At 45.7% G+C, this 25,325-nt stretch carries 19 protein-coding genes; 18 read left to right on the top strand and 1 reads right to left on the bottom strand.

Going from position 1 to position 25,325, the window contains the following annotated elements:
* The 13 genes from DYADSP32_RS05285 to rfbD all read left to right on the top strand — a co-directional run bounded on the left by DYADSP32_RS05285 (position 1) and on the right by rfbD (position 14,244).
* Complete coding sequence (locus tag DYADSP32_RS05285) at positions 1-1,179, top strand: hypothetical protein (protein WP_414617530.1); 1,179 nt, start codon at positions 1-3, stop codon at positions 1,177-1,179.
* Positions 1,163-2,365, top strand: a complete 1,203-nt coding sequence (locus DYADSP32_RS05290; protein WP_149243693.1) for a glycosyltransferase — start codon at positions 1,163-1,165, stop codon at positions 2,363-2,365. Before DYADSP32_RS05285 ends, DYADSP32_RS05290 begins: the two co-directional genes overlap by 17 nt.
* Positions 2,366-2,390: 25 nt before the next feature.
* A complete protein-coding gene (locus DYADSP32_RS05295) occupies positions 2,391-3,554 on the top strand; it encodes a glycosyltransferase (protein WP_149243692.1) in 1,164 nt (387 codons plus the stop codon).
* Between the two features lie 7 nt (positions 3,555-3,561).
* Positions 3,562-4,104, top strand: coding sequence for a DapH/DapD/GlmU-related protein (locus DYADSP32_RS05300; protein WP_149243691.1), 543 nt, complete (start codon positions 3,562-3,564; stop codon positions 4,102-4,104).
* A 22-nt stretch (positions 4,105-4,126) separates the two neighbouring features.
* Entirely contained in the window at positions 4,127-5,077 is a 951-nt protein-coding gene (locus tag DYADSP32_RS05305; RefSeq protein ID WP_149243690.1) for an acyltransferase family protein, read from the top strand.
* 96 nt (positions 5,078-5,173) lie between these two features.
* Positions 5,174-5,998, top strand: a complete 825-nt coding sequence (locus DYADSP32_RS05310) for a glycosyltransferase family 2 protein (protein WP_149243689.1) — start codon at positions 5,174-5,176, stop codon at positions 5,996-5,998.
* Complete coding sequence (locus tag DYADSP32_RS05315; RefSeq protein ID WP_149243688.1) at positions 5,985-6,389, top strand: VanZ family protein; 405 nt, start codon at positions 5,985-5,987, stop codon at positions 6,387-6,389. The genes DYADSP32_RS05310 and DYADSP32_RS05315 overlap by 14 nt, the downstream gene beginning before the upstream one ends.
* Positions 6,390-6,409: 20 nt before the next feature.
* On the top strand, positions 6,410-7,639 hold the full coding sequence (locus tag DYADSP32_RS05320) for a WcaI family glycosyltransferase (protein ID WP_149243687.1): 1,230 nt from the start codon (positions 6,410-6,412) through the stop codon (positions 7,637-7,639).
* 371 nt (positions 7,640-8,010) lie between these two features.
* Complete coding sequence (locus tag DYADSP32_RS05325) at positions 8,011-9,378, top strand: sugar transferase (RefSeq protein WP_149243686.1); 1,368 nt, start codon at positions 8,011-8,013, stop codon at positions 9,376-9,378.
* A 236-nt stretch (positions 9,379-9,614) separates the two neighbouring features.
* On the top strand, positions 9,615-10,649 hold the full coding sequence (locus DYADSP32_RS05330; protein WP_149243685.1) for a hypothetical protein: 1,035 nt from the start codon (positions 9,615-9,617) through the stop codon (positions 10,647-10,649).
* Positions 10,615-11,502 (top strand): YjbH domain-containing protein, encoded by an 888-nt coding sequence (locus tag DYADSP32_RS05335; RefSeq protein ID WP_149243684.1) that lies wholly within the window; start codon positions 10,615-10,617, stop codon positions 11,500-11,502. Before DYADSP32_RS05330 ends, DYADSP32_RS05335 begins: the two co-directional genes overlap by 35 nt.
* Positions 11,489-12,622: a YjbH domain-containing protein gene (locus tag DYADSP32_RS05340; protein WP_149243683.1), complete on the top strand. Its 1,134-nt coding sequence runs from the start codon at positions 11,489-11,491 to the stop codon at positions 12,620-12,622. Before DYADSP32_RS05335 ends, DYADSP32_RS05340 begins: the two co-directional genes overlap by 14 nt.
* Before the next feature lie 746 nt (positions 12,623-13,368).
* Complete coding sequence (gene rfbD / locus DYADSP32_RS05345) at positions 13,369-14,244, top strand: dTDP-4-dehydrorhamnose reductase (RefSeq protein ID WP_414618153.1); 876 nt, start codon at positions 13,369-13,371, stop codon at positions 14,242-14,244.
* 76 nt (positions 14,245-14,320) lie between these two features.
* Here rfbD and DYADSP32_RS05350 read toward each other — a convergent pair whose 3' ends face one another.
* Positions 14,321-16,078 carry an alpha-L-rhamnosidase C-terminal domain-containing protein gene (locus DYADSP32_RS05350; protein WP_414617531.1) on the bottom strand — a complete coding sequence of 586 codons (1,758 nt, stop codon included), beginning with the start codon at positions 16,076-16,078 and terminating at the stop codon, positions 14,321-14,323.
* 840 nt (positions 16,079-16,918) lie between these two features.
* Here DYADSP32_RS05350 and DYADSP32_RS05355 point away from each other — a divergent pair.
* The 5 genes from DYADSP32_RS05355 to DYADSP32_RS05375 all read left to right on the top strand — a co-directional run bounded on the left by DYADSP32_RS05355 (position 16,919) and on the right by DYADSP32_RS05375 (position 25,025).
* Positions 16,919-17,062: a hypothetical protein gene (locus DYADSP32_RS05355; RefSeq protein WP_414617532.1), complete on the top strand. Its 144-nt coding sequence runs from the start codon at positions 16,919-16,921 to the stop codon at positions 17,060-17,062.
* Complete coding sequence (locus tag DYADSP32_RS05360) at positions 17,059-18,756, top strand: sodium:solute symporter (protein ID WP_149243681.1); 1,698 nt, start codon at positions 17,059-17,061, stop codon at positions 18,754-18,756. Before DYADSP32_RS05355 ends, DYADSP32_RS05360 begins: the two co-directional genes overlap by 4 nt.
* A 481-nt stretch (positions 18,757-19,237) precedes the next feature.
* Positions 19,238-20,611 carry a TolC family protein gene (locus DYADSP32_RS05365; protein ID WP_149243680.1) on the top strand — a complete coding sequence of 458 codons (1,374 nt, stop codon included), beginning with the start codon at positions 19,238-19,240 and terminating at the stop codon, positions 20,609-20,611.
* A gap of 62 nt (positions 20,612-20,673) precedes the next feature.
* On the top strand, positions 20,674-21,816 hold the full coding sequence (locus DYADSP32_RS05370; protein WP_149243679.1) for an efflux RND transporter periplasmic adaptor subunit: 1,143 nt from the start codon (positions 20,674-20,676) through the stop codon (positions 21,814-21,816).
* A gap of 41 nt (positions 21,817-21,857) precedes the next feature.
* Complete coding sequence (locus DYADSP32_RS05375; RefSeq protein WP_149243678.1) at positions 21,858-25,025, top strand: multidrug efflux RND transporter permease subunit; 3,168 nt, start codon at positions 21,858-21,860, stop codon at positions 25,023-25,025.
* Positions 25,026-25,325: the final 300 nt, after the last annotated feature.

The following is a 25,325-nucleotide window of genomic DNA, read 5'->3' on the forward strand; positions in this document are numbered from 1 at the left end:
ATGACAAAAAATAACAACTCACTGATTTTTTGGTGCGGAGCAATCTTAAATCATAAAGGACTCAAAAGATATAATGGAGAAACTCCTGCTGCAAGCCAATGGTCGCGTGGTTTATTAAATGGCCTAATACAGTCAAAAGTAGATGTAAAAGTTTTTGCCCCAATTTGGGATTCGTATTTTCCCAAAGGAACATTAGTACCAAATAATTCATCTTGTTTAGAATCGAATTTTGATCAAACAGAAATACCCTACATCAATCTACCTTACCTAAGAACTGAAAGCGTAGCTTTATCTTTATATTACAAGCTAGAAAACAGTATTAAAGAAAAAAAGCCATACGCAATTTTAAACTACAATACATACCCGCACTACTGTAAAGCCTTAAAAAAAATAAAATTAAAATACCCAGAAATAAAGTGGATAAACATAATTTTAGATCTCGACGACCCATTAAAAGACAATTGGTCCAAGTTTTTAAAAGATACTGAAGGATCAGATGGAAGTGTATTCCTATCATGGTGGGGATTTGAACATGCACCAATTCGTAATAAACTTCATTTGGATGGAGGTTGGGATGGCCTATTGCCAGAAAATATTACACCCATTACTCCAATATTTTTATATGCAGGTAAATTCGCAAAATATGGAGGAATTCAAGATATCATTAAATCAATACAATCGTATCCTAGACAAAATGTAATCTTTGAGTTTTATGGTAAAGGGCGATGTAGAGAATTAGAAGAACTAGCTAAATATGATAACCGGATCCAAATAAAAGGATTTGTTTCAGACGAAGAATTGGACGAGGGATGTAAAAGAGCAACAGCATTCTTAAGTCCAAGGGAAACAGAATTTCAGGGAACTCGAATGATATTCCCGTCTAAGATCCTATTCTATGCCAAATATCAGAAACCTATAATCAGTCCTACGCTTCCTGGACTTTCTAGTGATTATGATTCCGTTCTCATTAGGGTGGCAAATAATAGTGTACAACAATGGATAGATTCAATGGAGTCCGTTGTAGAACTTACCTTTTCGCAGAGAAATCAACTAAAATCAAAATTTCAAGATCTACTTACAAAGAAACACTGGAATGCACAGGCAAAAAACTTAAAAAAGTTCATTTTACAGGAACCACAAAACCAGCAAGAAACATATACATATGGTAAAATCAACTAAAATAAAACACAAGGTAGCTGTAATTTGGGGAAAGTGGGGCCCGTATCATCATGAGAGATTCCGAGTACTATCCGAAAAATACGGAGTACTCAATTGCGTTGGAATTGCTTTGGCAGGGAAGTCAATCAACTATCAATGGAAATCAGTTGAGAATACTAACAACGATAGTACATTTATAACCCTATATCCAGGAAAGAATCAAGAGACTCTGTCTCCACTTAGAATAGCCATTGACTTTTATAAAATTATACGAAAAGAAAGGATTGAGGTTGTATTTCTACCAAGCTACTGGCCAGGACGATCAATAGCTCTATTAATAGTCGCTAAATTAATGGGGTTGAAATGCATAATGATGAATGAATCCCATGCTGGAACAGAAAAAGCAAAAGGAATCCGAAAGGTAATCAAAAAAAATATAATCAAGTTATTTGACGCCGGGCTTGTTGGAGGAACTGTTCAAATTGAATACTTTAAATCCCTTGGCATGTCACAAGACAGACTATTTAAAGGATATGATGTTGTAAATAACAATTACTATGAAGAACGGAAAATATACTCCGAAGAAAATGCAGACAAAATCAGATACAAGCTCGGATTACCTAAAAAATATGTCTTGAATATTGGACGAATGGTTCCCAAAAAAAATCTAGATGTTTTAATTAAAGCGTATGCACAATTACAAAATGACATATCAGATTCAGAAGAAAGCATTTCACTAGTTTTAATAGGAAACGGCGAAGAAGAGAGCAAGTTGAAAATGGTAGCGAAATCATTAGGCTTATTTGTTGAAGATTTGATCCCGGAGACAACTCCCAATAATCCAAAAACAGTCTACTTTGGTGGATTCCGTGATATTGACGACAATTCACTTATATTTTCGCTGAGTACTGTTTTTGTTCTTCCCAGCTTATGGGAAGAATGGGGCCTTGTTGTGAATGAAGCAATGTCATGTTCAGTCCCAGTTATCGTGTCGGAAACTGCAGGTTGTAGTAAAGATTTAGTAATTCCATCACTCAATGGCTTCATTTTCGACCCAAAAAATTCATGCCAACTCTCCAATTTAATTGTAACGATTGCTCGCAACCCTACTTTGCAAAAAATGATGGGTATGGAATCAAACAAACATATAAAAGACTGGTCATGTGAGTTATTTGCTACCAATGCTATTAAAGCAATCAAGGTCTGACCAACAATATTATTCACCCATAAAAATGAAAGTTCTTCGTATAATTCCTAGTATGAATCCAAAGCATGGTGGCCCATCTCAAGGTATTCGTAATTCCGTTCCTGCACTGAAGATAATAGGTGTAGACAATGAAGTGGTCTGCTTGGATAGTCCTGATGAAGAATTTTTAAAACAAGATGAATTTACTATTCATGCAATTGGTGCATCCAAAAGTAGCTGGGCTTACAATTCGACTCTACCTAGTTGGTTGAAACAGCATTATGCCGAATACGACGTAGTAATTATACATGGCCTCTGGTTATACCATAGTTATGTTTCAGTCAAAACAATATTAAATCAACGAGAAAACAATTCTAAGCCTAAGGTTTACATTATGCCTCACGGGATGCTAGACCCGTGGTTTCAAAAAAACAAAAACAGAAAAATTAAAGCTTTGCGCAATGAAGCATACTGGCGACTGATCGAGAGAAATGTCGTCAATAGTTCTGATGGCTTGCTTTTTACATGTGAACAGGAACTTCTCCTGGCACGAGATACTTTTAAGGGTTATCGTCCCAAGAGAGAGCTCAACGTAAGCTATGGAGTCCAATCGCCCCCATTATTCACTGATGCTATGAAAATTGCCTTTCGGTCCAAAAATACACTACTAAGTGTAAAACCGTATTTGCTGTTTTTAAGCAGGATTCATCCTAAGAAGGGTGTAGATATGTTAGTTAGTGCATATATTAAATTGCAAGACCAAAACCTAAACCTACCAGATCTTGTAATCGCAGGCCCGATTGAAGGAGAATATAGTGAGAAGATAATTGCGATGTGTAAATCATCACTAAATATTCATTTTACTGGGATGTTGCAAGGAGCTGCTAAATGGGGTGCGTTCTACGGATGCGAGGCATTTATTCTTCCAAGTCATCAAGAGAACTTCGGAATCTCGGTAGTCGAAGCTCTTGCCTGTAGTAAACCAGTTTTAATATCCAATCAAGTAAACATTTATAAAGAAATCGAAGTCGGCGGTGCTGGACTTATTGAAAGTGATACTATAGAAGGAATCGAAAACTTACTTCTTAAATGGACTTCTTTGAAAACTGATCAAAAAAACCAAATGAGTAACAGGGCTAAAGAAGTCTATCTTAGACACTATTCGATTGACCAAACTGCCCTAACATTGAAGCAAGCTCTTCAATCTTAAAATAAATATGCAAAATCAAGATACATATACCTCAGCGTCATTCTCATTTAAAAATCGATTAGGAAGACTCTTATGGAGTGTTATATCATTCTTGTTTTTCCGTTTTACCCCAAAACCTTTGCATGAATGGCGTTCATTTGTACTTAGATGTTTTGGCGCGGAAGTTGGAAAAGGGGTGCATGTATATCCCAGGGTCATAATATGGGCGCCATGGAATTTGAAACTGTATGATGAATGCGGCGTCGCTAACGGAGCTATATTATACTGTCAAGGAAAAATTACAATTGGGAAAAGAGCAATTATCTCTCAGGGAGCTCATATCTGCGCCGGGACTCACGACTACACAAGGCATGGACATCCGTTAATTACTATGCCAATCACAATTGGTGATCATGCATGGATTGCAGCTGAAGCATTTGTGCATCCCGGTGTTACCATTGGCGAGGGAGCAGTAATCGGTGCACGGTCAGTTGTGACGAAGAATATGCCAGCATGGATGGTTTGTGCAGGACATCCATGCAAACCAATTAAGGAAAGAATCATGTCATAATTATTTAAAATTTGACGCCGTTATGGATAGCAGAATTGAATACGTAGACTTTATCAAGGGTATTGTTATATTTCTAATGGTCATGTTTCATATACCATATGTAGAAATTATTAAACCGTTTATGCCTTTTGTTTACTCCTTTCATATGCCAATCTTCCTATTTTTTTCCGGCTACTTTATTAAAACTGCCAAGCCATTAGCTGAAAGATTTTATACTTTGTTGAGATCGCTGTTAATTCCATATGTAATCTTTGAAATAATCTATCTTGTAAGCTTATATATAGCTGGGAAAATGGGCTTTTCTTTTCAAAACAGTATTTCTATCCTGAATTTTGAGTTAATTTTTCATAAGGTATTCATAGCACCCATCGGAGCTTACTGGTATTTACACACGTTAATCTTTTGTATGATATGTGTTTATATTATTGACCACTTCGTAAAAAGTTTACTGAATAGCATTATCTTAATAGCACTTTCAAGTTACATTTTTAGTGAGATAATAGAGGGACTAAAATTTGGAAACTGCCTTTTCTTTATAACAGGCTACTATTTTAGGAAATTTTCTATTGAAGTTCCGCTCTCTCTGGTTTCTATAATTCCGATTTTGTTGATTGCCATATTGAATTTTGAAACAATTAAAAGAGGAACTCTAGAGTCTTATGGTTTAGTATTTTTTTCAATATCATTTCTGGGATTGGCTTACAGAAATACTAAGACTTTCTTCATGACCAAGTTATTAAGCCATCTAGGTAGAAATACACTCATCGTTGTATTGTTACACCCTATTTTTCTAAATTTATTCAAGTTCAGTTACAAGTGGTTCCAAGCTTTTGAACCAACCGGCTTGTTTTTCATTTTCCTGATAACGGTAATTACAATAATAGCTTCAATATTCTGCTCGTTAGTTATGGATAGACTGTACGTAAGTAAAATATTATTTGGCAAGAAGATTTACGTACCCGTTATAACCTAAATGAATATCATATTACAAGAACACAAAAATAAACAGAAGGTAATTTAAATAAGTGGCGATAATGAGTCCACAATTTAAGATGTCAAAAGATTAATTATGATATCCATTCTCATTCTTACAAAAAATGAAGAGCAAGACCTTCCTGGTTGTCTTGCTTCCGTTACATCATGGTGTGATGATGTACATGTCTTTGATTCATACAGTGATGATAAGACTATGGAAATTTCCAAGACAGCAGGTGCGTTTATCACCCAAAGAAAATTCGACAACTGGTCGGCTCACCAAAATTGGGGTTTGGCAAATATCACCTTCAAACACCCCTGGGTGCTGTATATTGACGCCGATGAGCGGGTTTCGGAAAGTTTGTATACCGCCATTCAGTCGCACGATTTTACGAATAGTACACATGTAGCTTACGAAATTCAGCGAAGAGACTTTGCCTGGGACGGAACCTGGCTGAAATATGCGCAGATGTCGCCTTACTATCTTCGTTTATTTCGCCCGGACAAAATGAGATACGAGCGGCTGGTTAATCCGGTATCGATTCCTGATGGCAGCGTGGGCCGGCTACCGGGCTTTCTGGATCATTACCCATTCAGTAAAGGTTTTCGTTACTGGATTAACAGACACCTTGGCTATGCCGATATGGAGGCTACCATGCGTTTGGAAGATATGGGGAAAGGCACCCAGTTTTCTGTAAAAAAGGCGCTTTTCAGTAAAGATTTTACAGAAAAAAGATTCCATCAAAAGGGCCTGTTTTATAAGCTCCCTGGCCGTCCACTTATCAAATGGCTGTATATGGTCATTGTGCGACGCGCTTTTTTGGATGGCACTGCTGGCCTTACTTATGCTACCCTGCAAGCCATCTACGAATACTTCATTGTCTTGAAGACCAAAGAACTCCTGAATGACCGGCCCTAGCGTTATCTCTAAATACATCCTGGTAATACTACTTTTTCTGGTAATATTTTCCGTGTTTTATTTCAGCTGGGTACCCGATCCGAACATTGGCTCCATGAAGATATTTCCAACACGAATAGGTCACCTAATCAATGACTACATAAATCTTAGAACAGCCATCCCCTTCATCCTACTTGGAGCCATACTTGAATCTGGGCTTACTACAATCAACGGGGTCTATAAAAAACGCTCGTTGATCATCCTGAGCCTGGCAGTGATTGTCACCGTTGCCGAAGTTGGGCAGCTTTTCCTACCTTACAGGCATTTCGACTGGATGGACATGTTTTGGGGCATAGCCGGTTCAGTAGCAGGAATGTTTTTGGCCTGGACTTGTAAGTGGCTTTTAAGTTAAAAAGTATTCTCTGATTGCAAATGAAGATATTAATCTACGGCATCAACTTCACCCCGGAGCTTACCGGCATCGGTAAATACACCGGCGAAATGGCTTCCTGGCTTGCTGCACAGGGGCACACGGTGGAAGTAATTACCGCCCCCCCCTACTATCCCGAATGGGAAGTACACAAGCATTACAGAGGTAGAGGCTGGATCGGCGAACGAAGGAACGGCGTCACGATTCAAAGATGTCCCTTGTACGTCCCTGCGAAAGTCACTTCTGTTAAAAGGATCATTCATGAATTTTCGTTTGTGGCTGCTACCCTCCCTATATGGCTACTCATGCTCTTTAAAAGGAAATTTGATATCGTCATCAGCATCAATCCACCTTTTCACTTGGGCATTTTGCCCTTTTTGTATGCAAAACTGCGTGGTGTGAAATACATCAGCCACATTCAGGATTTACAGGTGGATGCCGCCAAAGACCTGGGCATGATCAAAAACCAGCAAATGCTGAACCTGATGTTTGCGATGGAGAAATTCATCCTACGCCATGGTGCGGCCGTCTCGACGATCAGTCCGGGCATGCAAAAAAAGATTGAAATGAAAGGAATTCCACGGGAGCAGATTTTTCAATTTCCCAACTGGGTGGATGAAAAGGTCATTTTTCCGTTGAGCCCGGAGCAATCGCTCAAAAAAGAATTTGGTTTTAAGGCAACCGACCGGATCGTGTTGTACTCCGGAAACCTGGGTGAAAAACAGGGCCTGGAGATGATCCTGGAAGTGGCCGGACAGTTTCGTCAAAATCAGGATATCTATTTTGTCATTTCCGGTACCGGTGGTGCTAAAGAAAAACTAACCCAGCTTGCCAGGGAATCCGGGCTTGAAAATGTACAATTCCATCCCCTACAGCCCTACGAAAAGGTATCGGCGCTATTGGCTATGGCGGATGTGCATCTGGTGCTGCAAAAAAAATCAGCGTCCGACCTGGTGATGCCCTCCAAACTGACGGGTATACTGGCCGCAGGCGGATTGGCCCTCGTGACCAGCCTGCCCGGCACCACCCTATTCGACCTGATTACGACACATCAGATGGGCATCGTGGTGGAGCCTGAATCGGCCGAAGCACTCAAGGAAGGAATTGAACGCGCACTGTTTACGGATACCAGCCAACTCAGAGCCCATGCCCGCAGCTACGCAGAGCAACACCTGTCAAAGAGTAGTATACTGAAAAAGTTCGAGAACAAATTGTTCGAACTTACTCTGTGAATCAATCAAATATCATTTTGACCTGTAAGAGCATTACAATAAAAAATATAATTAAATCTACATCAAAAAAGAGAAGGTGGCATATCCATTTTAGACTATGTCAGGAATAGTTATAATAATTAAAATTATTAATTTAGTTAATATTCTCATTATCAGCAATTTAAAAAATATTTAAAAATTGAGCTCTTGGCTTTTAATTATAAAATTCGTAAACTTGTTGTAGAAAAGCTTCTAAGAGATTTGAAAATTTCATTACAGCTAGGCAAAGTCTTATCCATTTCAGATTAAAGTCGCGCTGCAGGAATTTAGGATTACAGGAAGAACAAAATAAGCACTCAACGTTCATAATCGATACTTTTACTCAACGTTATATGAAAAATCGCCTCTCCGGACTCCTGCCGAAGGTGCATCTATGGACCGATGTGGTTCTGCTGAATGCCTCCTTCATCGTAGCGTACTACGTTCGTTTTGATTCGGTTTCTGAGATACCAGACAACCGGTATGTCAACCTGTTACTGGTAGGAAACTTACTGTGGCTCCTGGCCACCCATCTTTTCAAAACCTATCAGTTCAACCGCCTTTCCTACAGCATCAACCGCCAGTCGCTCAACCTGATCAAGGCGAGCATTGTACACGGCGGTGGGATACTGGGCTTCCTGTACTTTACCAAACAGGGTGAGGCATATTCCAGACAGCAATTCCTTTATACCTATAGCTTTTTTGTACTGAGCGCCATTGCGGTGCGGATGCTGATGATGTATGCCATCCATCTGTACCGGGAAGCAGGCTACAACTTCCGTACCTATGCGATCATTGGCAACGGCGAACTGGCCGGCATGATCGATGGCTTCTATGCAGACCACAAGGAACTGGGTTACAAAAAGTGCGGCGTTTTTGATGTGCACGATAAAGGCAATGAGATGGATCGCCTGGAGCATTTTCTGGAACGGGTACAGCCCGATTACATCTACTGCTGCCTGTCGGAAATGGACGATACCCTGGTAAAAGGGGTGATGCACGTAGCACAACGCCAGAAAACACAGGTGCGCCTGGTGCCGGACTTCCGGGGCTTTATGACCAACATGGCCACCATCGAATACCACGATATGTATCCCGTGATCCAGGTAAATACCAAACCGTTCTCCAGCATGGAGGAAGCCACAGTGAAGCGTGTATTTGACGTAACCTTCTCCAGCATTGTGATGATCCTGGGTGCTCCGCTCTTCTTACTCTTAATGGGTGTGGTAGCGGTTTCTTCTCCGGGTCCTGTGTTTTTCCTTCAGGAACGGTCAGGTCGTTGGGGCAGACTTTTTAAGGTAATGAAATTCAGGACGATGTATGTAGACGCCGAGAAATTTGGTCTTCAGCATTCGCAGGGTGATCACGATCCAAGGATCACACCGATAGGACGGATATTACGTCGGTCACGCCTGGACGAACTGCCACAATTTTTCAATGTGATCAAAGGGGAAATGTCCATCGTAGGCCCACGCCCGCTCTATAAATATGATGTGGACATGTTAATGAAAGAAGCACCACACGAATTTCGTAAGCTTCTTACCGTAAAACCCGGTATTACGTCCATCGGCCAGATCAAAGTAGGCTACGCCTCTAACCTGGCAGAAAACGTACAGCGCCTGAGATACGATCTGCAGTACCTGCGGAAATACAGCATGCTCACCGACGTAATGCTCATTTTCCAAACCGTACAGGTGATGGTACTGGGAAGGGGAAGATGATGGATCGGGGACAAGGGACAAGGGACCAGCCTCGTGCTCACATGCCACCCGGCAGCCATGTCACACTGAGCGTAGTCGAAGTGCACACTGAGCGTAGTCGAAGTGCACACTGAGCGTAGTCGAAGTCCACACTGAGCGTAGTCGAAGTGCACACTGAGCGAAGTCGAAGTGCACAACAAAAAAAAGCCTCCAAATAATGAAAGATACACTTATACTAACCATCAAAATGAAGTAAAATGAAAAAAACAAAATTATCTGTGATCCTGTATGTACTGGCTTTGATGCTGGTGATGTACAACTGTAAGAAGAAGGAAGAGCCGTTTCCGACGGAGCCTAGCGGACCTGGCCTCGAAGAGCTGAACAAAGTGAAAGTTGAGCCTATCACGCCTACCACCCCTGCTGCAGTGACAACCACGGCTGGCACGGTGGGTGCTTCTGCTGAATCCGCAGCAGTAAATGGTGCCCTTTCCAATATCGCCACCACCGGTGTAGTTCCCGCCACTGTGACAGCAGCTGGTGCGGCTGTAACTGCGGCGTTGCCTGCGGCCGACGTAACGGCTCTGGCCGCTATCACGCCTGCTACCATTGCGTCTGTTTCGGCTACGGGTGTGGTACCTGCGGAACTGAAAGCCATTATGGACAAAGTGGCTGCAAACCCAGCCTTAAAAGCTTATTTACCCAAGATTACCCTGCCTACCGTTAACGGTGTTACGGTCAACGGCCGGATCGGTGCTATAGAAGCCATTGAAGCGATTGAAGCCGTGCAGGTAGAAGACGCCTGTCTGGTGGCTGCGGAAGCAAAGTTCCAGGAAAAAAAGACACAACTGGATGCTGCTAAAGCCGTTGAAGACGGAAAAGTAACCACTACGTACAGCACCGCGGTTGCCGCGCTGGCTGCGGACGAAACGAGTTGCAAGGCATCCGTGCCTGCGGCGATGACGGCTGCCCGGGCGGCCATACAAGCGCAGATCGACAAAGCTTACGCAGACCTGGAGCCCATCAAGGCTACCCTGGGTGATCAATTGTATACGGCGCTGTATGCTCTGGTAGGTATTCAGGCCATTGGTGCTTTTTCAGGCTTACCAGCATTGGAGGCTGCGTCTATCAACGCCTGTACCGCCACAACCACAGCAAAAACTACAGCCCTGCAGGCTGCGCGTGATGCGGATTTAGGTAAGGTTAACACTTCTTATACCGCCGCGATTGCAGCAGCTTCTGCGGCCAGAGCAAAACTGATTGAAAGCTGTCACAACCAGGGTGGTGGACAATAATCAGGAAGATCTTTTGAAAAAAAATACACATAAACGGAAGGATGGCTTGATGCTGTCCTTCCTTTTGTTGCTTATGCTGGGGCAAGGCGCACTGGCCCAGGTGAACCTTTCGGGAAAACCGGGGCTGCTGTTCACGCCCACGGCGGTGGAGACCGAAGACGGCTTGTTTCGTTTTGGGTACAATTACAACCCAATCAGGTATTCCCTCAGGGGACGGAACAGAAATCCGGAACGTATCTTATACGCCAATGTAACGGTTTTGCCCAGGCTCGAAGTGAACATCAACTTTTTACAGATGATCAATACGCCTACACGAAAAGTAAAAGAAGCGCTGGGAGATCGTCAACTTGACCTGCGCTACCTGATCCTGAAAGAAAAGAAGAAACGTCCGTCCTTAGCCGTGGTCATGACAACCCCTTTCACCATCGATGGGGCCATGTTAACACATGCAGTCATGGCCACCAAGAATTTCACCATTCAGAAAGATCTGATCCTGGAAATGAGTGCTGGTTTTGGAAGCCCTTACTACCTGTATCGCAAGGAAAGCAATCTGGAGAATTCCAGCCTGCTAACGAATCTTAAGTGGCAGAAGAAAAGTGAGGACAATTATAAAAATCATTATCTTCAGGGACCCTTCGGCGGTGCAGCCTTGCGGTACAAAAAATGGGGCGGCCTGATGGTGGAGTACGATTCCAAACACATCAATGCCGGTGCATTCGTCACTTTGTTTAAACGGTGGACCATACAGGCCGGCTTGCTCAACGGCGATCAGGTGATGGTGGGTACTTCCTATGCTGTTTCCTTACTGAAACCCTCTAAAAGGCTCAAAAAGTTAAGTGATGATCAAAAATAGTATCGCGATCTGTCTGCTCATGCTTTCCGCTGCCCTGCACGCGCAGACCTTTGAGCAAAATTACGAGCGTAAAAAACTTGCCCTTAACCTGGAGAATATCATCCGGCAGGGCACACAGATATCCTACGAAAACAGACTCTACCGTAACCCGCTGATGGGCCTGCTGGAAATGCGGACTGTGGCAGGAGATACGGCAGGACTCACGCTCGTGCCCTTGTTTCAGGGCTTTCCTGTCGGCAAGTACCAGGTGGGCGGAGGTGTACAATATGCTGCCCTCTCGGACAGGGAGCAGAAAGCCATTTTCCGCGCCAGGAATTTTCCGCTGCATCTGAAAAATTACAAGCTGGATTTCTGGATACAACCGTATTTTGCTGCCATGTTCGGTAATTTCAGCCGTCCGGTAGAGAGCAACACCAGCGTGGCACTGCAAACGCAGCTTTTCCTGTGGCCGGGGTTTTCGCTGAGTACGGGGATCTTCTTTCCGATCATCAACCAGATGGACGGCAGGCCACGAAACGTGCGCCCCGCTCCTACTTTTGTGAACCAGTTCTATAACCGCGGCAGGCACTTTGTCAGCGCTTCTGCCGGTTTTTTCAACAACGACCAGTACGGTCTCAATGTACAATACCGGCACGCGGACCTGAACAAAGCTTTCTCTTTTGGACTGGAGGCGGGTTTAACGGGGTTTTACTACTACCCCCTTGGCGGGATTTATTACGAAGATCCCGACAATCTGTTGCTCCTGGCCGATGTTGCTTACCGGTTCCAGCGATCGGATTTTACGGTGAAGCTTTCAGGAGGACAGTTTCTATGGGCCGTAAAAGGCGCCCGCATGGACCTGATCCGGCAGTTTAACAACGTTGAGATTGGATTTTATGCCACCGCCACGCAAAATGGCTCTACCCTGGGCTTTAATTTCGCGGTACCTATTCCTCCAGGCAAAATAGTGCAGGGCAAAAACATCCGGCTCCGGACCACCGATGAATTCCGCTGGGAGTATACCTATACCAGAGGCTATAAAATTGGAGAGCGTTACAGACTTGGCTATCAGCTGGATCAAAAACTAAGGCAATACCACCGGGATTACCTGAACCGACAGCTTGAGGCCGCATCCGAATGAAACCTGATAGGTATATCTGCGAGACGGATAAATATTACTTTGCCAGAATAATCATTTGCATTTTACTTTACATTGCGAAAATATGATATCTATGAGGTAATAAGATGGCTCTTAGCCGAATAAGATTAGGATAAGTAGGAATAAGGGTTGTTAATTATGGCCTAAAATCAAACATTTCTACAAAGAATATTTTGCCAATAATAAATTTATCCTACATTTGCATTTAATAATTCTTTACCTTACTCAACGTTGTGAAGGTCTGTCCGCGAAAGCGGGCAGGCCATTTTTTTTTTGGGAGGATAGCATTAAAAACGCATTAAAATATGGCTATTTAAGATCCTCTTATGATTGCCCGGCACGATGCGTTTTCCCGCAGAGGACTTTTAAGACCCTAGATGGATTATAGGGGGTGAAGAAATATACAATGAAGCATTTCTTGAAGACCGGCCTTATGCAAATTAGGAAATCAGCTTGCTAAGCACCGTAAAAATCGCAGCGGCGCCCGCCAAAAAACTGTTTGACGACGTTAGGAGGAGCGGTCCGCCGCGCGGTTTTTTTTTTTTAGGTGATTAGTGAGCGGATTTCCGTTAAGATTTGCGTACAGCCTTGACTTTTTTTGCGGTCCGCCGCGCGGTTACTTTTTTGTGTCAAGACAAAAAAGTAAAATCTATAAACTGGGCTGAGTACTGTTTCTGCCTTACTCACTAAAAATCATATAGGACCACTTTTAACCCTATATTTGCAAAATAACACTCACAAAACATTTAAGGATGAAAATCGTAGTTCTTGGCGCTTCCGGGCAACTGGGCAGCTGCCTGAAAAAGGTAGCAGAAGAAAAAAATATCACAGACATCTCATTCCCTTCGGAGCAGGACGGCAATATACTTGACAAAGGGCTGCTGGATAAGTTGTTCAGCGCGGAGCAACCGGCTTACGTGATTAATTGCGCCGCTTATACCGCGGTGGATAAAGCAGAAGATGAGCAGGATCTATGCCGGAAGGTGAACCGGGAAGGGGCGGCGAACATTGCAGAAGCATGCGTAAAGCACAACGCCGTACTGGTGCACATCTCCACCGATTTTGTGTTCAAGGGCAATATACCAAAAGTCCTGTCCGAGACAGATCCTACGGACCCGGAAAATATTTATGGCCTCACCAAACTGGAAGGCGAACAGGATATTGCCAGCATACTTCCTGCACATTTCATCCTCCGTACCAGCTGGCTCTATTCGGAATATGCCAATAATTTTGTAAAAACAATGCTGCGCCTGGGCAAGGAAAGAGATCAGCTCGGTGTGATTGTGGATCAGGTGGGCTCGCCCACGTATGCCATAGACCTGGCAGCTGCCATCCTGGATATCATCGGGTCGGGTAGTACTGCCTATGGCATTTACCATTACAGCAACGAAGGGGTCACTTCCTGGTACGATTTCGCCAGAACCATCTTCGATATCAGCAACACCCCGGTGATGCTTAACCCGGTGAAGACCTCCGAATACGTCACCAAGGCCGTAAGACCCGCCTACTCCGTGATGGACAAAACCAAGATCAAAAATACCTTCGGCCTGGCCATCCCCTACTGGAGAGACAGCCTGACGGTGTGCCTGGAAAGATTGCGGTAATGGGCATGGGGCTTGGGGCATGGGGAGACGGCTTGCTCCTTCCTCCGTCCTCCCATTCCTCCATCCTCCTCCCCTCCTACCGCAAAACCTTCACTCCCTTGGGCGCTTCGATGGTGGATTTGATCTTGCCGTCGGCCTGTTTTTCATGCCGGATTTTCACGATACCCATCGGCGTGGGATAGGTTCCTTCCACCCACTGCAAATCGCCGAGATTGGGTTGAATGCGGATGGTTTTACAGCCCGCCTCCACAATACTGACGCCCAGTACGTGCTCCGAAAGCCAGGCCGTGGGGCCGGAAGCCCATCCGTGGCAGAGACTGTGACGCAGGTTTTTGTAACAATAAGCACCAAAGTCCCCGTGGATATCGTCTTTCCCGGCCGGGACCAGTTCATCGATCGGGGCTGCATTTTTGGTCCAGGCCAGATCAAAATCTTCCCAGAAAGTAGTGGCACCCATGTCCAGCATACCACCCCAGTAACTGCGGATGCAATCCAATGCCCCCTGATAATCTTTGGCAGCCGCTTTGGTCTGAAGCATGTAATATCCGTAAAAAGTAGAGAAGCGCTCGCACTGCCCTACTGAGATCACTTCTGTATTGGCTTTTTCTGGAGAAATCAGTCCGGCCATTGCCAGTAAGGCAGCGGCCTGTTTGGACTGATTGGCGTCCGGCACGTACAATTTCAGACGGGCTGCTGCCTCCCGGCATTTAATGGACTGCGCGGGTTCATCCAGAATGGTACAAAGCTCCGCGCCGGCATCCAGCGTCATCACCAGCATCGCATGAAGTCCTGCATGAATTCCCTTTGGATTTTCGCTCGAAGGCCAGTCCAGAAAACGTGTTCCATCCAGGTTTTCCATATTGTCCCTGGTTTTGGACATCAGCAGGTCCAGAAGCGCCACCAGGTATTTTTGCTGCTTTCTCAGGTACTGGAGATCGCCCTGATTTTGATACAGATCCCGGTGAATGAGCACCCACCACATGGAGTAAGCACTAATGCCATTCATCCAGGCGGGCAGTACGGTGATATCCCGCACATGGTCCAGACTCTTCATCACCACCTCGTTTTTACCAAAGACGGTATGGATGGTCATCACTTCGGGATGCATATCCCCTACCCACACCAGCCTGTCGCGCTTGATGCCATCCCACAGGTACTCCTGCATATTGAGGTGTACGGTGTAGGCACCCGTGTTCCAGATCTGATTGAGCCGGTCGTCGTTACTTTTAAATGAGCCCAGGTACGGAATGTCGCGATATTCGAATATGCCCCTTACTTCTTTCAGCTGAAGCTCCCGGTTGGTGTCGATCAGATCGATACGGACAAAGCGAAAGCCGGTGTTTCCGATGTTCAGCACACCCAGCCAGGGTACCTCAATAGAGAAATCACGCATGGCGTGGTCGTTGGTAGCGCCACTGAGGGTATCAATATCGGACATGGCCTCGCTGACCGATTCTCCAAAGCGGATCCGGATGCGGATGGGTTTCTGATTGGCGGGCATATCGGTCACCAACTGAACCCCACCCTGTATCTCCTTCCCAAAATCCAGCACAAGGCCAGGAGTCACCCCTTCACTGCTGACCATTTTACAAAAATGCTGATGCACCAGGTTGGCCTGCCCCGTTCCCTTACGTAAAAGATTTTCGGCACCTCTGATGATCGTATCGGCCCTGTGCGACTGCCATACAATTCGCTGAGGCGTGAGGTATTGACGAATGCGTGAATCTTTCTGGGCTTCGAAACTCTGGTCAAAAACAGGCGGAAGCCCCTGGCTCAAACACGGGATCGAAACAAGACAAATCAAACAGCAGACGGAGAGTAAATGGTTTTTCACAAGATGGAGGTTTTGATCAGGTATAAATATGGCAGAATTTTTCAAAAAAATAAATAAGGTGCTGCGGCCGGGTGGCGAGATTAAACATGCGCCGGGCCGAGAGGGATCAGTATGCTCCGGTAAAATTAGCATACTCTGGTGAAAACTGATGAAAACCCTTTAAGGTGTAGTCCGCATGCTCCGGTGCGTTCCGCTCTCATCACTAAAAGGCGGGTAGCATATGCCGGAATGGCAGGCGATTTAAATGAATCAGCGCACTTTGCTGTTCCGAAGTCTTCCGGACTTCAAGGGTCAACATACGCCGGATTATCCGTGTTAGTCGAGGTGTGCGTATTCGTGAAAATGTAACTTATGAGGCCGTTCGGGCATAAAATTATTCATAGTTTTATACTGAATGAGGTGGTTTAGGAAAGCGGCACACATTTTTGCATAAATTTTGCAAAAATGTAGAATCAAAAAAAACAAAAGCTCGTCGAAGTTACGAACCCGTATTCAAGGCTGAAATTCTAAAAATGCTAATTTCTGGCAAAAAAGTTAGTGAGATTGCTGAGACTTTTGGAATTGCTAAAAAACGGTCCGCCGTCGCGGCTGCTGTATCGTTGGAAAACTTTATCTACAATGAAGACAAACCGCCCAACGGCCCGGTCGCTACAACCGCTCTTATCAAAAGGAACGCCCTAAAAGCTAACAGCTAATAGCTTACAGCCAACCGCTAACAGCTAACAGCTAACAGCTGACCGCTGACCGCTGACCGCCAACAGCTCTTTACCACATTTGAATTTGCTCCTTCCTGAAAAGGGTTATACTTTTGTCACCAGTAAAGGTTAAAAAGTCTCCTACATGAATAAGAAAGAAATTATTCCGGAAGATCGGGACGGCTTACCTCCGTTTGTAAAATCCTGGCCTCAGCTTTACACCATCCTGATCCTGGCACTCGCTGCCCTGATCGCCTTCTTCTATTTATTCATGACCCATTTTCAATGAGCTATCTCGACTGGATTGTACTGTCCCTAACCCTGATTTTCGTGGTTTCGTATGGCATTTACCGGAGCCGGGAAAAGCATACGATGGATTCATTTTTACTGGCGGGACAATCGCTTCCCTGGTACCATGTGACCCTGTCGCTGATGGCGACACAGGCAAGTGCCATTACTTTCCTCTCCGCACCGGGGCAGGCGTACACGGATGGAATGCGATTTGTTCAATTCTATTTTGGCCTGCCGCTGGCGATGGTGATCCTTTGCATTACCTTTGTCCCCAAGTTTCACAAGCTCAAAATATTCACAGCCTACGAGTTTCTGGAGACCCGGTTTGACCTCCGCACCCGTGGCCTGACTGCCTTTCTATTTCTATTACAGCGTGGCTTGTCCACCGGCTTGTCAATCTACGCACCGTCTCTGATCCTGTCGGCCATTCTGGGCTGGGACATTACCTATACCAATATTATCTCCGGAGGAATTGTGATGCTTTACACCATCAGCGGTGGCTCTCAGGCGGTGTCACACACCCACCTTCAGCAAATGGGCATTATTACCATCGGCATGGTGATCGCCGGGGTGACGGTTGTGAAACTTTTGCCGGAAAGTATCTCCTTTACCGATGCCCTGCATGTGGCCGGCAAGATGGGCAAAACCAACCTGATCGATTTCACCTTTGACCTCAACAACCGATATAACGTCTGGTCCGGACTCATCGGTGGATTTTTCCTCCAGTTGTCCTATTTCGGTACCGATCAGTCTCAGGTGGGGCGCTTCCTGACCGGCAGCTCGGAGGGGCAAAGCAAACTTGGGCTGGCCATGAACGGACTGCTCAAAATACCCATGCAATTCCTTATCCTACTGGTGGGTGTGCTGGTCTTTGCATTTTATCAGTTCACCAATCCGCCCTTGTTTTTCAACCGGACCGCGGTTGAGGATGTGAAAAAGACCATGTACGCGGATGAATATGCCGGTCTGGAAAAAAAACACGCAGACATCCAGGCGGGTAAACATGTTCAGGTCATGGCACTTACCGATGCCGTCAAACGGGATGACCAACCGGCTATTGAGCAATCACGCACCGTGCTGGCCGACATAGAAGCGCAGGTGAAGGAAGTCAGAAAAGAGGCTACAAAACTGCTGTCCACCGCAACCGGCGGCGAAGTGAACGATGTCAATTACATATTTCTGCGGTTTGTGATCGATTATCTGCCCAAAGGACTTGTGGGTTTGCTCATTGCCGTCATACTACTGGCCTCCATGGGCTCGGTGGCCGCGGCCTACAATTCGCTGGCTTCCTGCAGCGTGATCGATATTTACAAGCGGATGTACCGCAAAGATTCCTCCACGCGTAATTATCTGGCCGCTTCGCGCTGGGCTACTTTCTTCTGGGGCGTTTTCTGTATTTTTGTGGCGCAGTATGCCAGCCGACTCGGCAGTATGATTGAGGCCGTAAACGTGCTTGGATCGCTATTCTATGGCGTTATCCTGGGTATATTCCTGGTGGCATTTTATTTCAAAAGTATCGGAGGGAGGGCTGTATTCTGGGGTGCGGTTATCGGCGAGATTTTTGTCGTGTTCAGTTATTGGAAAGATCTTACTGCATTTTTATGGTTGAACCTCATCGGATGCGTATTGGTCATCTTTTTTGCTGCCATTATAGAAAAGATCTGGCCGGAACCTAAAAAAGTAATGGCCTGAGGAGGTTTCTCCCGCCGCCCATAACGCTCCGCCCAGGCTAATGATGTAACCGACTGCTTGATTTGGTTAATCTCCCTGCCCCAAAAGCCATTTTACTCAAATGGAAAGCAGCTCCTTGGGTGATACAAGTACACCCAAAAAATCTTCACCCTGGGCCTCAATGCCCCCAATAATTTAACTATCATACTAAATTATGATAATATTCCAATTATCAGCGTGATAATATCATTCATTTGAGAAAATGATGAAACTAATTCGCTTCCAAATACCTTCTTAAATACAATTACGGATGCGGAGCAGGGACAAGTATTTTCATTTATGTCACCATTTGTTACATAGTGTTTTACTAAGTTCCCGAAATGCATTTCCCTGTTTTCGGATTGTTTTGCCTCTTGCCGTTGGTCAGGAGAAACAGTCTGGCAGGTAATGAACCAGTCCATGATCACCACATTTACAAATGTTATTTAAAAACTTTACCTGCATGAGTTATAGGTACAAGACAGAAAAAAAGATTCTTTTGGTTCTGGGTACAGCGTTCATTTTTTTACAGCCCCAACATTTACTTTTTGCGCAATCCGATTCACTGTATCGGAGTACGATCCGTACCGAAAGTGCTGTGCTTACCAGCGCCGGATTGCAGGATGTCATTCAATACGCGCTGAAAAATCAGCCTTCTATCCAGCAGTCGGTCATTGACGAGCGCATCACGGAAAGTCAGATTCGCAGTAAACTGGCAGACTGGTATCCCCAGATCAATTTCAACTACAACCTGCAGCACAATTTTATTTTACAAACCAGCATCATCGGCGGAAATCCGGTACGGTTTGGGGTTAATAATATTTCCGCTGCACAGTTTCTGTTGAATCAACAGATTTTCAACAAGGATGTCTTGCTTGCCAACCGCACCAAAAGAGATGTGCAGCTTCAGGCCAACCAGAACACCGTTTACAACAAGACCGATCTGACGGTAAATGTATCAAAGGCCTTCTACGATGTGCTCGCTACGACCCAGCAAATCCAGGTAACAACAGAAGATATACTCCGGATTGAGCGCAGCCTGAAAGATGCAAATAATCAGTATAAGGCTGGCATTACCGACAAGATCGATTTTAAAAGGGCTACTATCTCGCTGAACAATACGAAAGCTGCGAAAAAAAGCAACGAAGAACTCCTGAAGGCCAAGATGCAATACCTCAAAACATTGATGGGATACCCTTTAAATCAGGACTTTACAATCCGCTACGACAGCCTTCAGATGGAGCGTGAGATATTGCTTGATACCTTACAAAACGCTGATTTTCAGACCCGAATCGAATATCAACTACTCAACACGCAGAAGCGGCTGCTGGAGGCCAATGTACTTTACAACAAATGGAGCTACCTGCCCACGGTGGCACTCAATGGCGCATACAACATGAACTTCCAGAATAATGTTTTCATTGATCTCTATGGAAGAAACTATCCCAATTCATTTGCAGCAATCACCCTGGCTTTACCCCTTTATCAGGGAGGCAAGCGTAAGGCCAACCTGAACGTGGCCGAATGGCAGGTAAGACGCGTAGATCTGGATATTAAAAATCTGCAGCTGAATGTAAATTCGGAATATACCGCTGCCATCGCCAATTACAAAAGCAGTCTGGCCAACCTGCTTTCTCAGAAGGAAAATGTGGACCTTGCCCGAGAGGTATACGATATCATTCAGCTTCAGTATAAGTCTGGCATCAAGACCTATCTGGAAGTCATTACCTCCGAAACAGATCTACGGCTGGCCCGGATCAACTATTCCAATGCACTTTTTGACGTGTTGGCCAGCAAGATTGACGTACAAAAAGCACTTGGACAACTCAATTTTTAGAAAAACAAGGACAATACCATGGAGTACCATCTCTATGGAAGGCAGATAACCACATTGAAAATATGTTCATAAATTCCACAAAATTTTACCTGGCAGCATTTGCCGCATTGACCCTGCAATCCTGCGGGAAGAAAGATCAGCAACAGCAGGCAGGTCCGCCACCGGCCGTAGCCGTTACCTTGCATGACGTCACCACCGGAGATGCGGCCTATTATGACGAATACCCGGCATCGATCACACCATTGAATGTGGTGGAGCTGCGCCCTCAGGTGAGTGGCTTTATCACAGGGGTTCATTTTCAGGATGGGGCACGGGTTTCCAAAGGCCAGCTACTCTACTCCATTGATGCGCAGCTCTATGCCGCCAACTACGACCAGGCCGTGGCCAATCTGAAAGTACAGGAAGCCAATGTAGGCAAAGCGCAAAAGGATGCCGACCGCTACCATGAGCTGGATAAAAACGATGCTGTTGCCAAGCAGCTCGTCGACAATGCTGATGCTGCACTGGAAGTGGCTAAAAAACAGGCCGACGCCGCAAAAGCGAGTATTTCAGCCGTTCAGACCAGTGTGCGTTACACCAAAGTATACGCTCCGTTTACAGGGGTGATCGGTATCTCGCTTGTGAAAGTGGGTGCCGCCGTAACAGCCGGGCAAACCTTACTGAACACGGTGTCGACCGACGGACAACTTGCCGTTGACTTTAATGTGGATCAGAAAGAAATATTCCGGTTCACCAGCATGCTGAAAAAGTCGGCTGCCTCTGATTCCACATTTACACTGGCATTTGGAAGTGAAATATATCCTTACCCGGGTAAGCTTTCTTTGATCGACCGGGCCGTGGATCCGCAAACCGGATCGATAAAAACGCGGTTAATCTTCCCCAACAAGGATAATCTGTTGCGGGCAGGCATGACCGGAACGGTAAGGGTGCTGAATAACGCATCGGAAAAATCAATTATCATTCCGTATAAAGCGGTTACAGAGCAACTGGGAGAATTTTTCGTTTACGTGGCTGGTGACAGCAGCAAAGTTAGCCAAAGAAGACTGGTACTCGGCAAACCTGTTGGAACAAACATTATCGTAAAGGAGGGTTTAAAAGAGGGTGAAAAAATTGCCGTGGAGGGTGTACAGAACCTACGTGAAGGCGTGACCATCAAAACCGATACGGCCCGTGTGGCGTCGCCGGGTGGAGCAACCACCAGGTAAGATACCTCTTCCACTCCTTCGGTTATTAAAACTTTAAAAGAATGATTGCAGATATTTTTATAAAAAGACCGATCACGGCGATCGTCACCTCGATAGTGATCGTGCTTGTTGGCCTCATCGCATTGACAACGCTTCCCATAGCGCAGTATCCGGATGTTACCCCTCCTACGGTAACGATCTCGGGCAACTTTACCGGAGCCGACGCCCAGACCGTCGAGCAGACCACCACGACGGCCATTGAAACGCAGGTGAACGGTGTCCCCGGCATGAGTTACATGTCGAGCAACAGTACCAGCAGCGGACAGAGTAGTATCAATGTGGTGTTCGACGTGGGCACGGATGTGAACATTGCCGCACTTGACGTTCAGAACCGGGTAAGTGTAGCGGAACCAGCCTTACCCGATGCAGTTAAACGCCTTGGACTGACTGTGAGGAAAAGACAGCCCAGCATTATGATGGCCCTCGCATTCTATTCCCCCAAGGGTACCCATGATGCACAATTTATCGGGAATTTTGCCAACATCTATATCAAAGACGCCCTCCAACGGGTAAAAGGGGTCGGTGATATCATTTCCAGGGCGGATGATTTTGCCATGCGTATCTGGCTCAACCCCGACAAACTGGCCAGCTTAAAAATGACGCCAGCTGATGTATCGGCAGCGCTTGCAGAGCAGAATTTACAGGTTGCAGCAGGGACCATAGGTGGAAACCCGCAACCCGGTACACAGAGCTTTGAATACAGTGTACTGACCAACAGCCGGCTAAACACCCAGGAACAATTTGAAAATATCATTGTGCGGGCCTCACCTGCCCAGGGAAGTGTGGTGTACCTGAAAGACATCGCCCGGGTGGAGCTCGGAAAATTCGACTATGCCAGTAATGCCCTGGTGGAAGGGAAGCCGGGTGCTTTTGTGTTGATCTATCAGGCACCGGGAGCCAATGCACTGGACACTTACGACGGTGTGATGAAAGCCCTGACGGAAATGAAAAAAACGTTTCCTAAAGATATAGACTACATCATTCCGGTGGAAACAGCCTCCGTCGTACGGGTATCCATTAAAGAAGTGCTTCAGACGTTTGCAGAGGCCATGATCCTGGTAATCATCGTCGTGTTTCTGTTTCTGCAAAACTGGCGGGCCACGCTGATTCCCATTCTGGCCATCCCTGTTTCCCTGATCGGAACGTTCATATTCTTCATTCCCTTTGGTTTTACAATCAACACCCTGACCCTCTTTGCTTTTGTACTGGCGATCGGGATTGTGGTAGATGATGCCATTGTGGTGGTAGAAGCGGTGCAGCACAATATCGATCACCTGAAACTTTCACCTAAGAAAGCCACCGTGAAAGCGATGAAGGAGATTTCAGGCCCTGTGATTGCGATCGCTCTTATTCTGGCTGCAGTATTTGTTCCCGTGAGTTTTGTTCCCGGAATCGTTGGAAGGCTTTACCAGCAGTTTGCGATTACCATTGCGGTTTCGGTATTGTTATCCGCCTTTGTTGCCCTGTCACTGACGCCTGCATTGTGTGCCATGATGCTGAAACCTTCCAAAGGAGAAGGCGAAAAGAAAAATCTTCTGGAAAAATTCTTTGCCAGGTTCAACCGTTGGTTTGACGGCCTGTCGCACGGGTACACAAGAGGTGTAGCCAAATGGATCAAGGGCACTCCATACGTCATCATCATGATGATCTGTCTGTTTGTGGGACTTGTTTTTCTTTTCCAGAATAAACCTTCCGGTTTTATCCCGGTGGAAGACGAAGGGCGGCTTTTTGTCACCTATGAAATGCAGGAAGCCACGTCTACGACCCGTAACATTGCCATGATGAAAGACATTATGCAAAAGATCAGCTCCATTCCCGAGATCCGTACCGTGGGTGGACTTGCCGGATTGAACGTGATCAGCTTTTCCAACAAGTCCAACGTGGGTACAATGTTTGTCAACCTGCACCCGTGGGCGCAGCGCAAAGGAGCCGAGCACCATGTTCAGGCGGTAATCAAGGAGATACAGAAACGCACGGCTGGCATTAAGGAGGCACGTATTCTGGCCATTGCGCCGCCGGCCATTCCGGGACTGGGCGCAACCTCCGGGTTTACCTTTCAGCTGCAGCAAACCACCACCGGTGACGACATCAAGCAGTTTGAAGGCGTTACCCGAAAATTTTTGGCAGCGGTGAATCAGAGGCCGGAAATAGGCATGGCTTATACCTTCTTCAATGCCAAAACGCCGAGTTACCAGATAGATGTAGACCGCGATAAAACGAAAAAGCTGGGGGTACAGGTCAATGATGTTTTTAGCTCACTCTCTACGCTGTTGGGTAGCTCTTATGTAAATGATTTTAACCTCTATGGGAGGAACTACCGGGTCATGGTGCAGGCAGACAGCAGCTTCCGATCCAGTCTGGATCAGATCAACAAATTTTATGTGCGCAACCGGGAAGGTAACATGATACCGCTCAGTGCGCTGGTGAGTAGTAAAGTGGTAGAAAATCCGGCACTGATCTCCCACTACAATATATACCGTTCTGTGGAAATCAACGGAACACCCAAGCCCGGATTCAGTAGCGGACAAGCCATTACGGCTCTCAAGGAAGTGGCTGCCTCTACCCTGCCCGGTGGCTACGGCTATGAGTTCTCAGGAATGAGTAGTGAAGAAATTAAGGCAGGAAGCAGCACGACTACCATTTTTGCCATATCCATTGTGTTCGTATTTCTGTTCCTGGCGGCGCTTTATGAAAGCTGGTCCATTCCGTTTTCGGTACTGTTTGCAGTACCTATCGGTGCACTGGGCTCCATTATCACACTTACTTTGCTGCCCAATTTGTCCAATAACATTTATGCACAAATTGGTTTAATCACACTGATCGGTCTGGCCGCCAAGAATGCCATTCTGATTGTGGAGTTTGCAAAGGAACGTGTAGATGGTGGCATGGAACTGGTCGCAGCCACGCTGGAGGCGGTGCAGCTGCGTTTGAGACCCATAATTATGACCTCTCTGGCCTTTATACTTGGGGTATTGCCTCTGGCGTTTGCCAGCGGAGCAGCGGCCGAATCCCGCAAGACCATCGGCTGGACTGTATTTGGGGGCATGCTTGCCGCCACATCACTGGCTATATTTGTGGTTCCGGTTCTATTTGTACTGATTGAAAAATTCAGTATGGGCAAAAAGAAAAAAAGAGAGATCCGCCTGGCAGGCGACAACCTTGACCATTAATCCGGGCCATGCCCGATTCGTAGCGATCAACTTCGTTTGAATTGTTCTGTTTGAATCAACAAGCCGCCCCTTAGTACGAGGGACGGCTTGTTGATTCATGTCCTCCTCATTTTCTTTCGTGGAGAATTACTGGTGGACAGGCAGATATTGATCCGGCTTATACAATTAAGTGTACAAAATCGGCCTCAAAAATCACCATTGCGGAATCGACTTTTGTTTAAATAACGGGCCGCAAATTTAATTTATCCAATCAGGCATGAAATGATCTTCGTTGGGTAAATTCTGCTATCTTTCGCTTCA

The organism is Dyadobacter sp. 32, assembly GCF_902506755.1.
Lineage (GTDB): Bacteria > Bacteroidota > Bacteroidia > Cytophagales > Spirosomataceae > Dyadobacter.

What these genes read in the sequence shown, in the direction of transcription:
- DYADSP32_RS05285 (WP_414617530.1), top strand. Translation starts at nt 1, where the DNA reads ATGACAAAAAATAACAACTCACTGATTTTTTGGTGCGGAGCAATCTTA.
- DYADSP32_RS05290 (WP_149243693.1), top strand. Translation starts at nt 1,163, where the DNA reads ATGGTAAAATCAACTAAAATAAAACACAAGGTAGCTGTAATTTGGGGA.
- DYADSP32_RS05295 (WP_149243692.1), top strand. Translation starts at nt 2,391, where the DNA reads ATGAAAGTTCTTCGTATAATTCCTAGTATGAATCCAAAGCATGGTGGC.
- DYADSP32_RS05300 (WP_149243691.1), top strand. Translation starts at nt 3,562, where the DNA reads ATGCAAAATCAAGATACATATACCTCAGCGTCATTCTCATTTAAAAAT.
- DYADSP32_RS05305 (WP_149243690.1), top strand. Translation starts at nt 4,127, where the DNA reads ATGGATAGCAGAATTGAATACGTAGACTTTATCAAGGGTATTGTTATA.
- DYADSP32_RS05310 (WP_149243689.1), top strand. Translation starts at nt 5,174, where the DNA reads ATGATATCCATTCTCATTCTTACAAAAAATGAAGAGCAAGACCTTCCT.
- DYADSP32_RS05315 (WP_149243688.1), top strand. Translation starts at nt 5,985, where the DNA reads ATGACCGGCCCTAGCGTTATCTCTAAATACATCCTGGTAATACTACTT.
- DYADSP32_RS05320 (WP_149243687.1), top strand. Translation starts at nt 6,410, where the DNA reads ATGAAGATATTAATCTACGGCATCAACTTCACCCCGGAGCTTACCGGC.
- DYADSP32_RS05325 (WP_149243686.1), top strand. Translation starts at nt 8,011, where the DNA reads ATGAAAAATCGCCTCTCCGGACTCCTGCCGAAGGTGCATCTATGGACC.
- DYADSP32_RS05330 (WP_149243685.1), top strand. Translation starts at nt 9,615, where the DNA reads ATGAAAAAAACAAAATTATCTGTGATCCTGTATGTACTGGCTTTGATG.
- DYADSP32_RS05340 (WP_149243683.1), top strand. Translation starts at nt 11,489, where the DNA reads ATGATCAAAAATAGTATCGCGATCTGTCTGCTCATGCTTTCCGCTGCC.
- DYADSP32_RS05355 (WP_414617532.1), top strand. Translation starts at nt 16,919, where the DNA reads ATGAATAAGAAAGAAATTATTCCGGAAGATCGGGACGGCTTACCTCCG.
- DYADSP32_RS05360 (WP_149243681.1), top strand. Translation starts at nt 17,059, where the DNA reads ATGAGCTATCTCGACTGGATTGTACTGTCCCTAACCCTGATTTTCGTG.
- DYADSP32_RS05365 (WP_149243680.1), top strand. Translation starts at nt 19,238, where the DNA reads ATGAGTTATAGGTACAAGACAGAAAAAAAGATTCTTTTGGTTCTGGGT.
- DYADSP32_RS05370 (WP_149243679.1), top strand. Translation starts at nt 20,674, where the DNA reads ATGTTCATAAATTCCACAAAATTTTACCTGGCAGCATTTGCCGCATTG.
- DYADSP32_RS05375 (WP_149243678.1), top strand. Translation starts at nt 21,858, where the DNA reads ATGATTGCAGATATTTTTATAAAAAGACCGATCACGGCGATCGTCACC.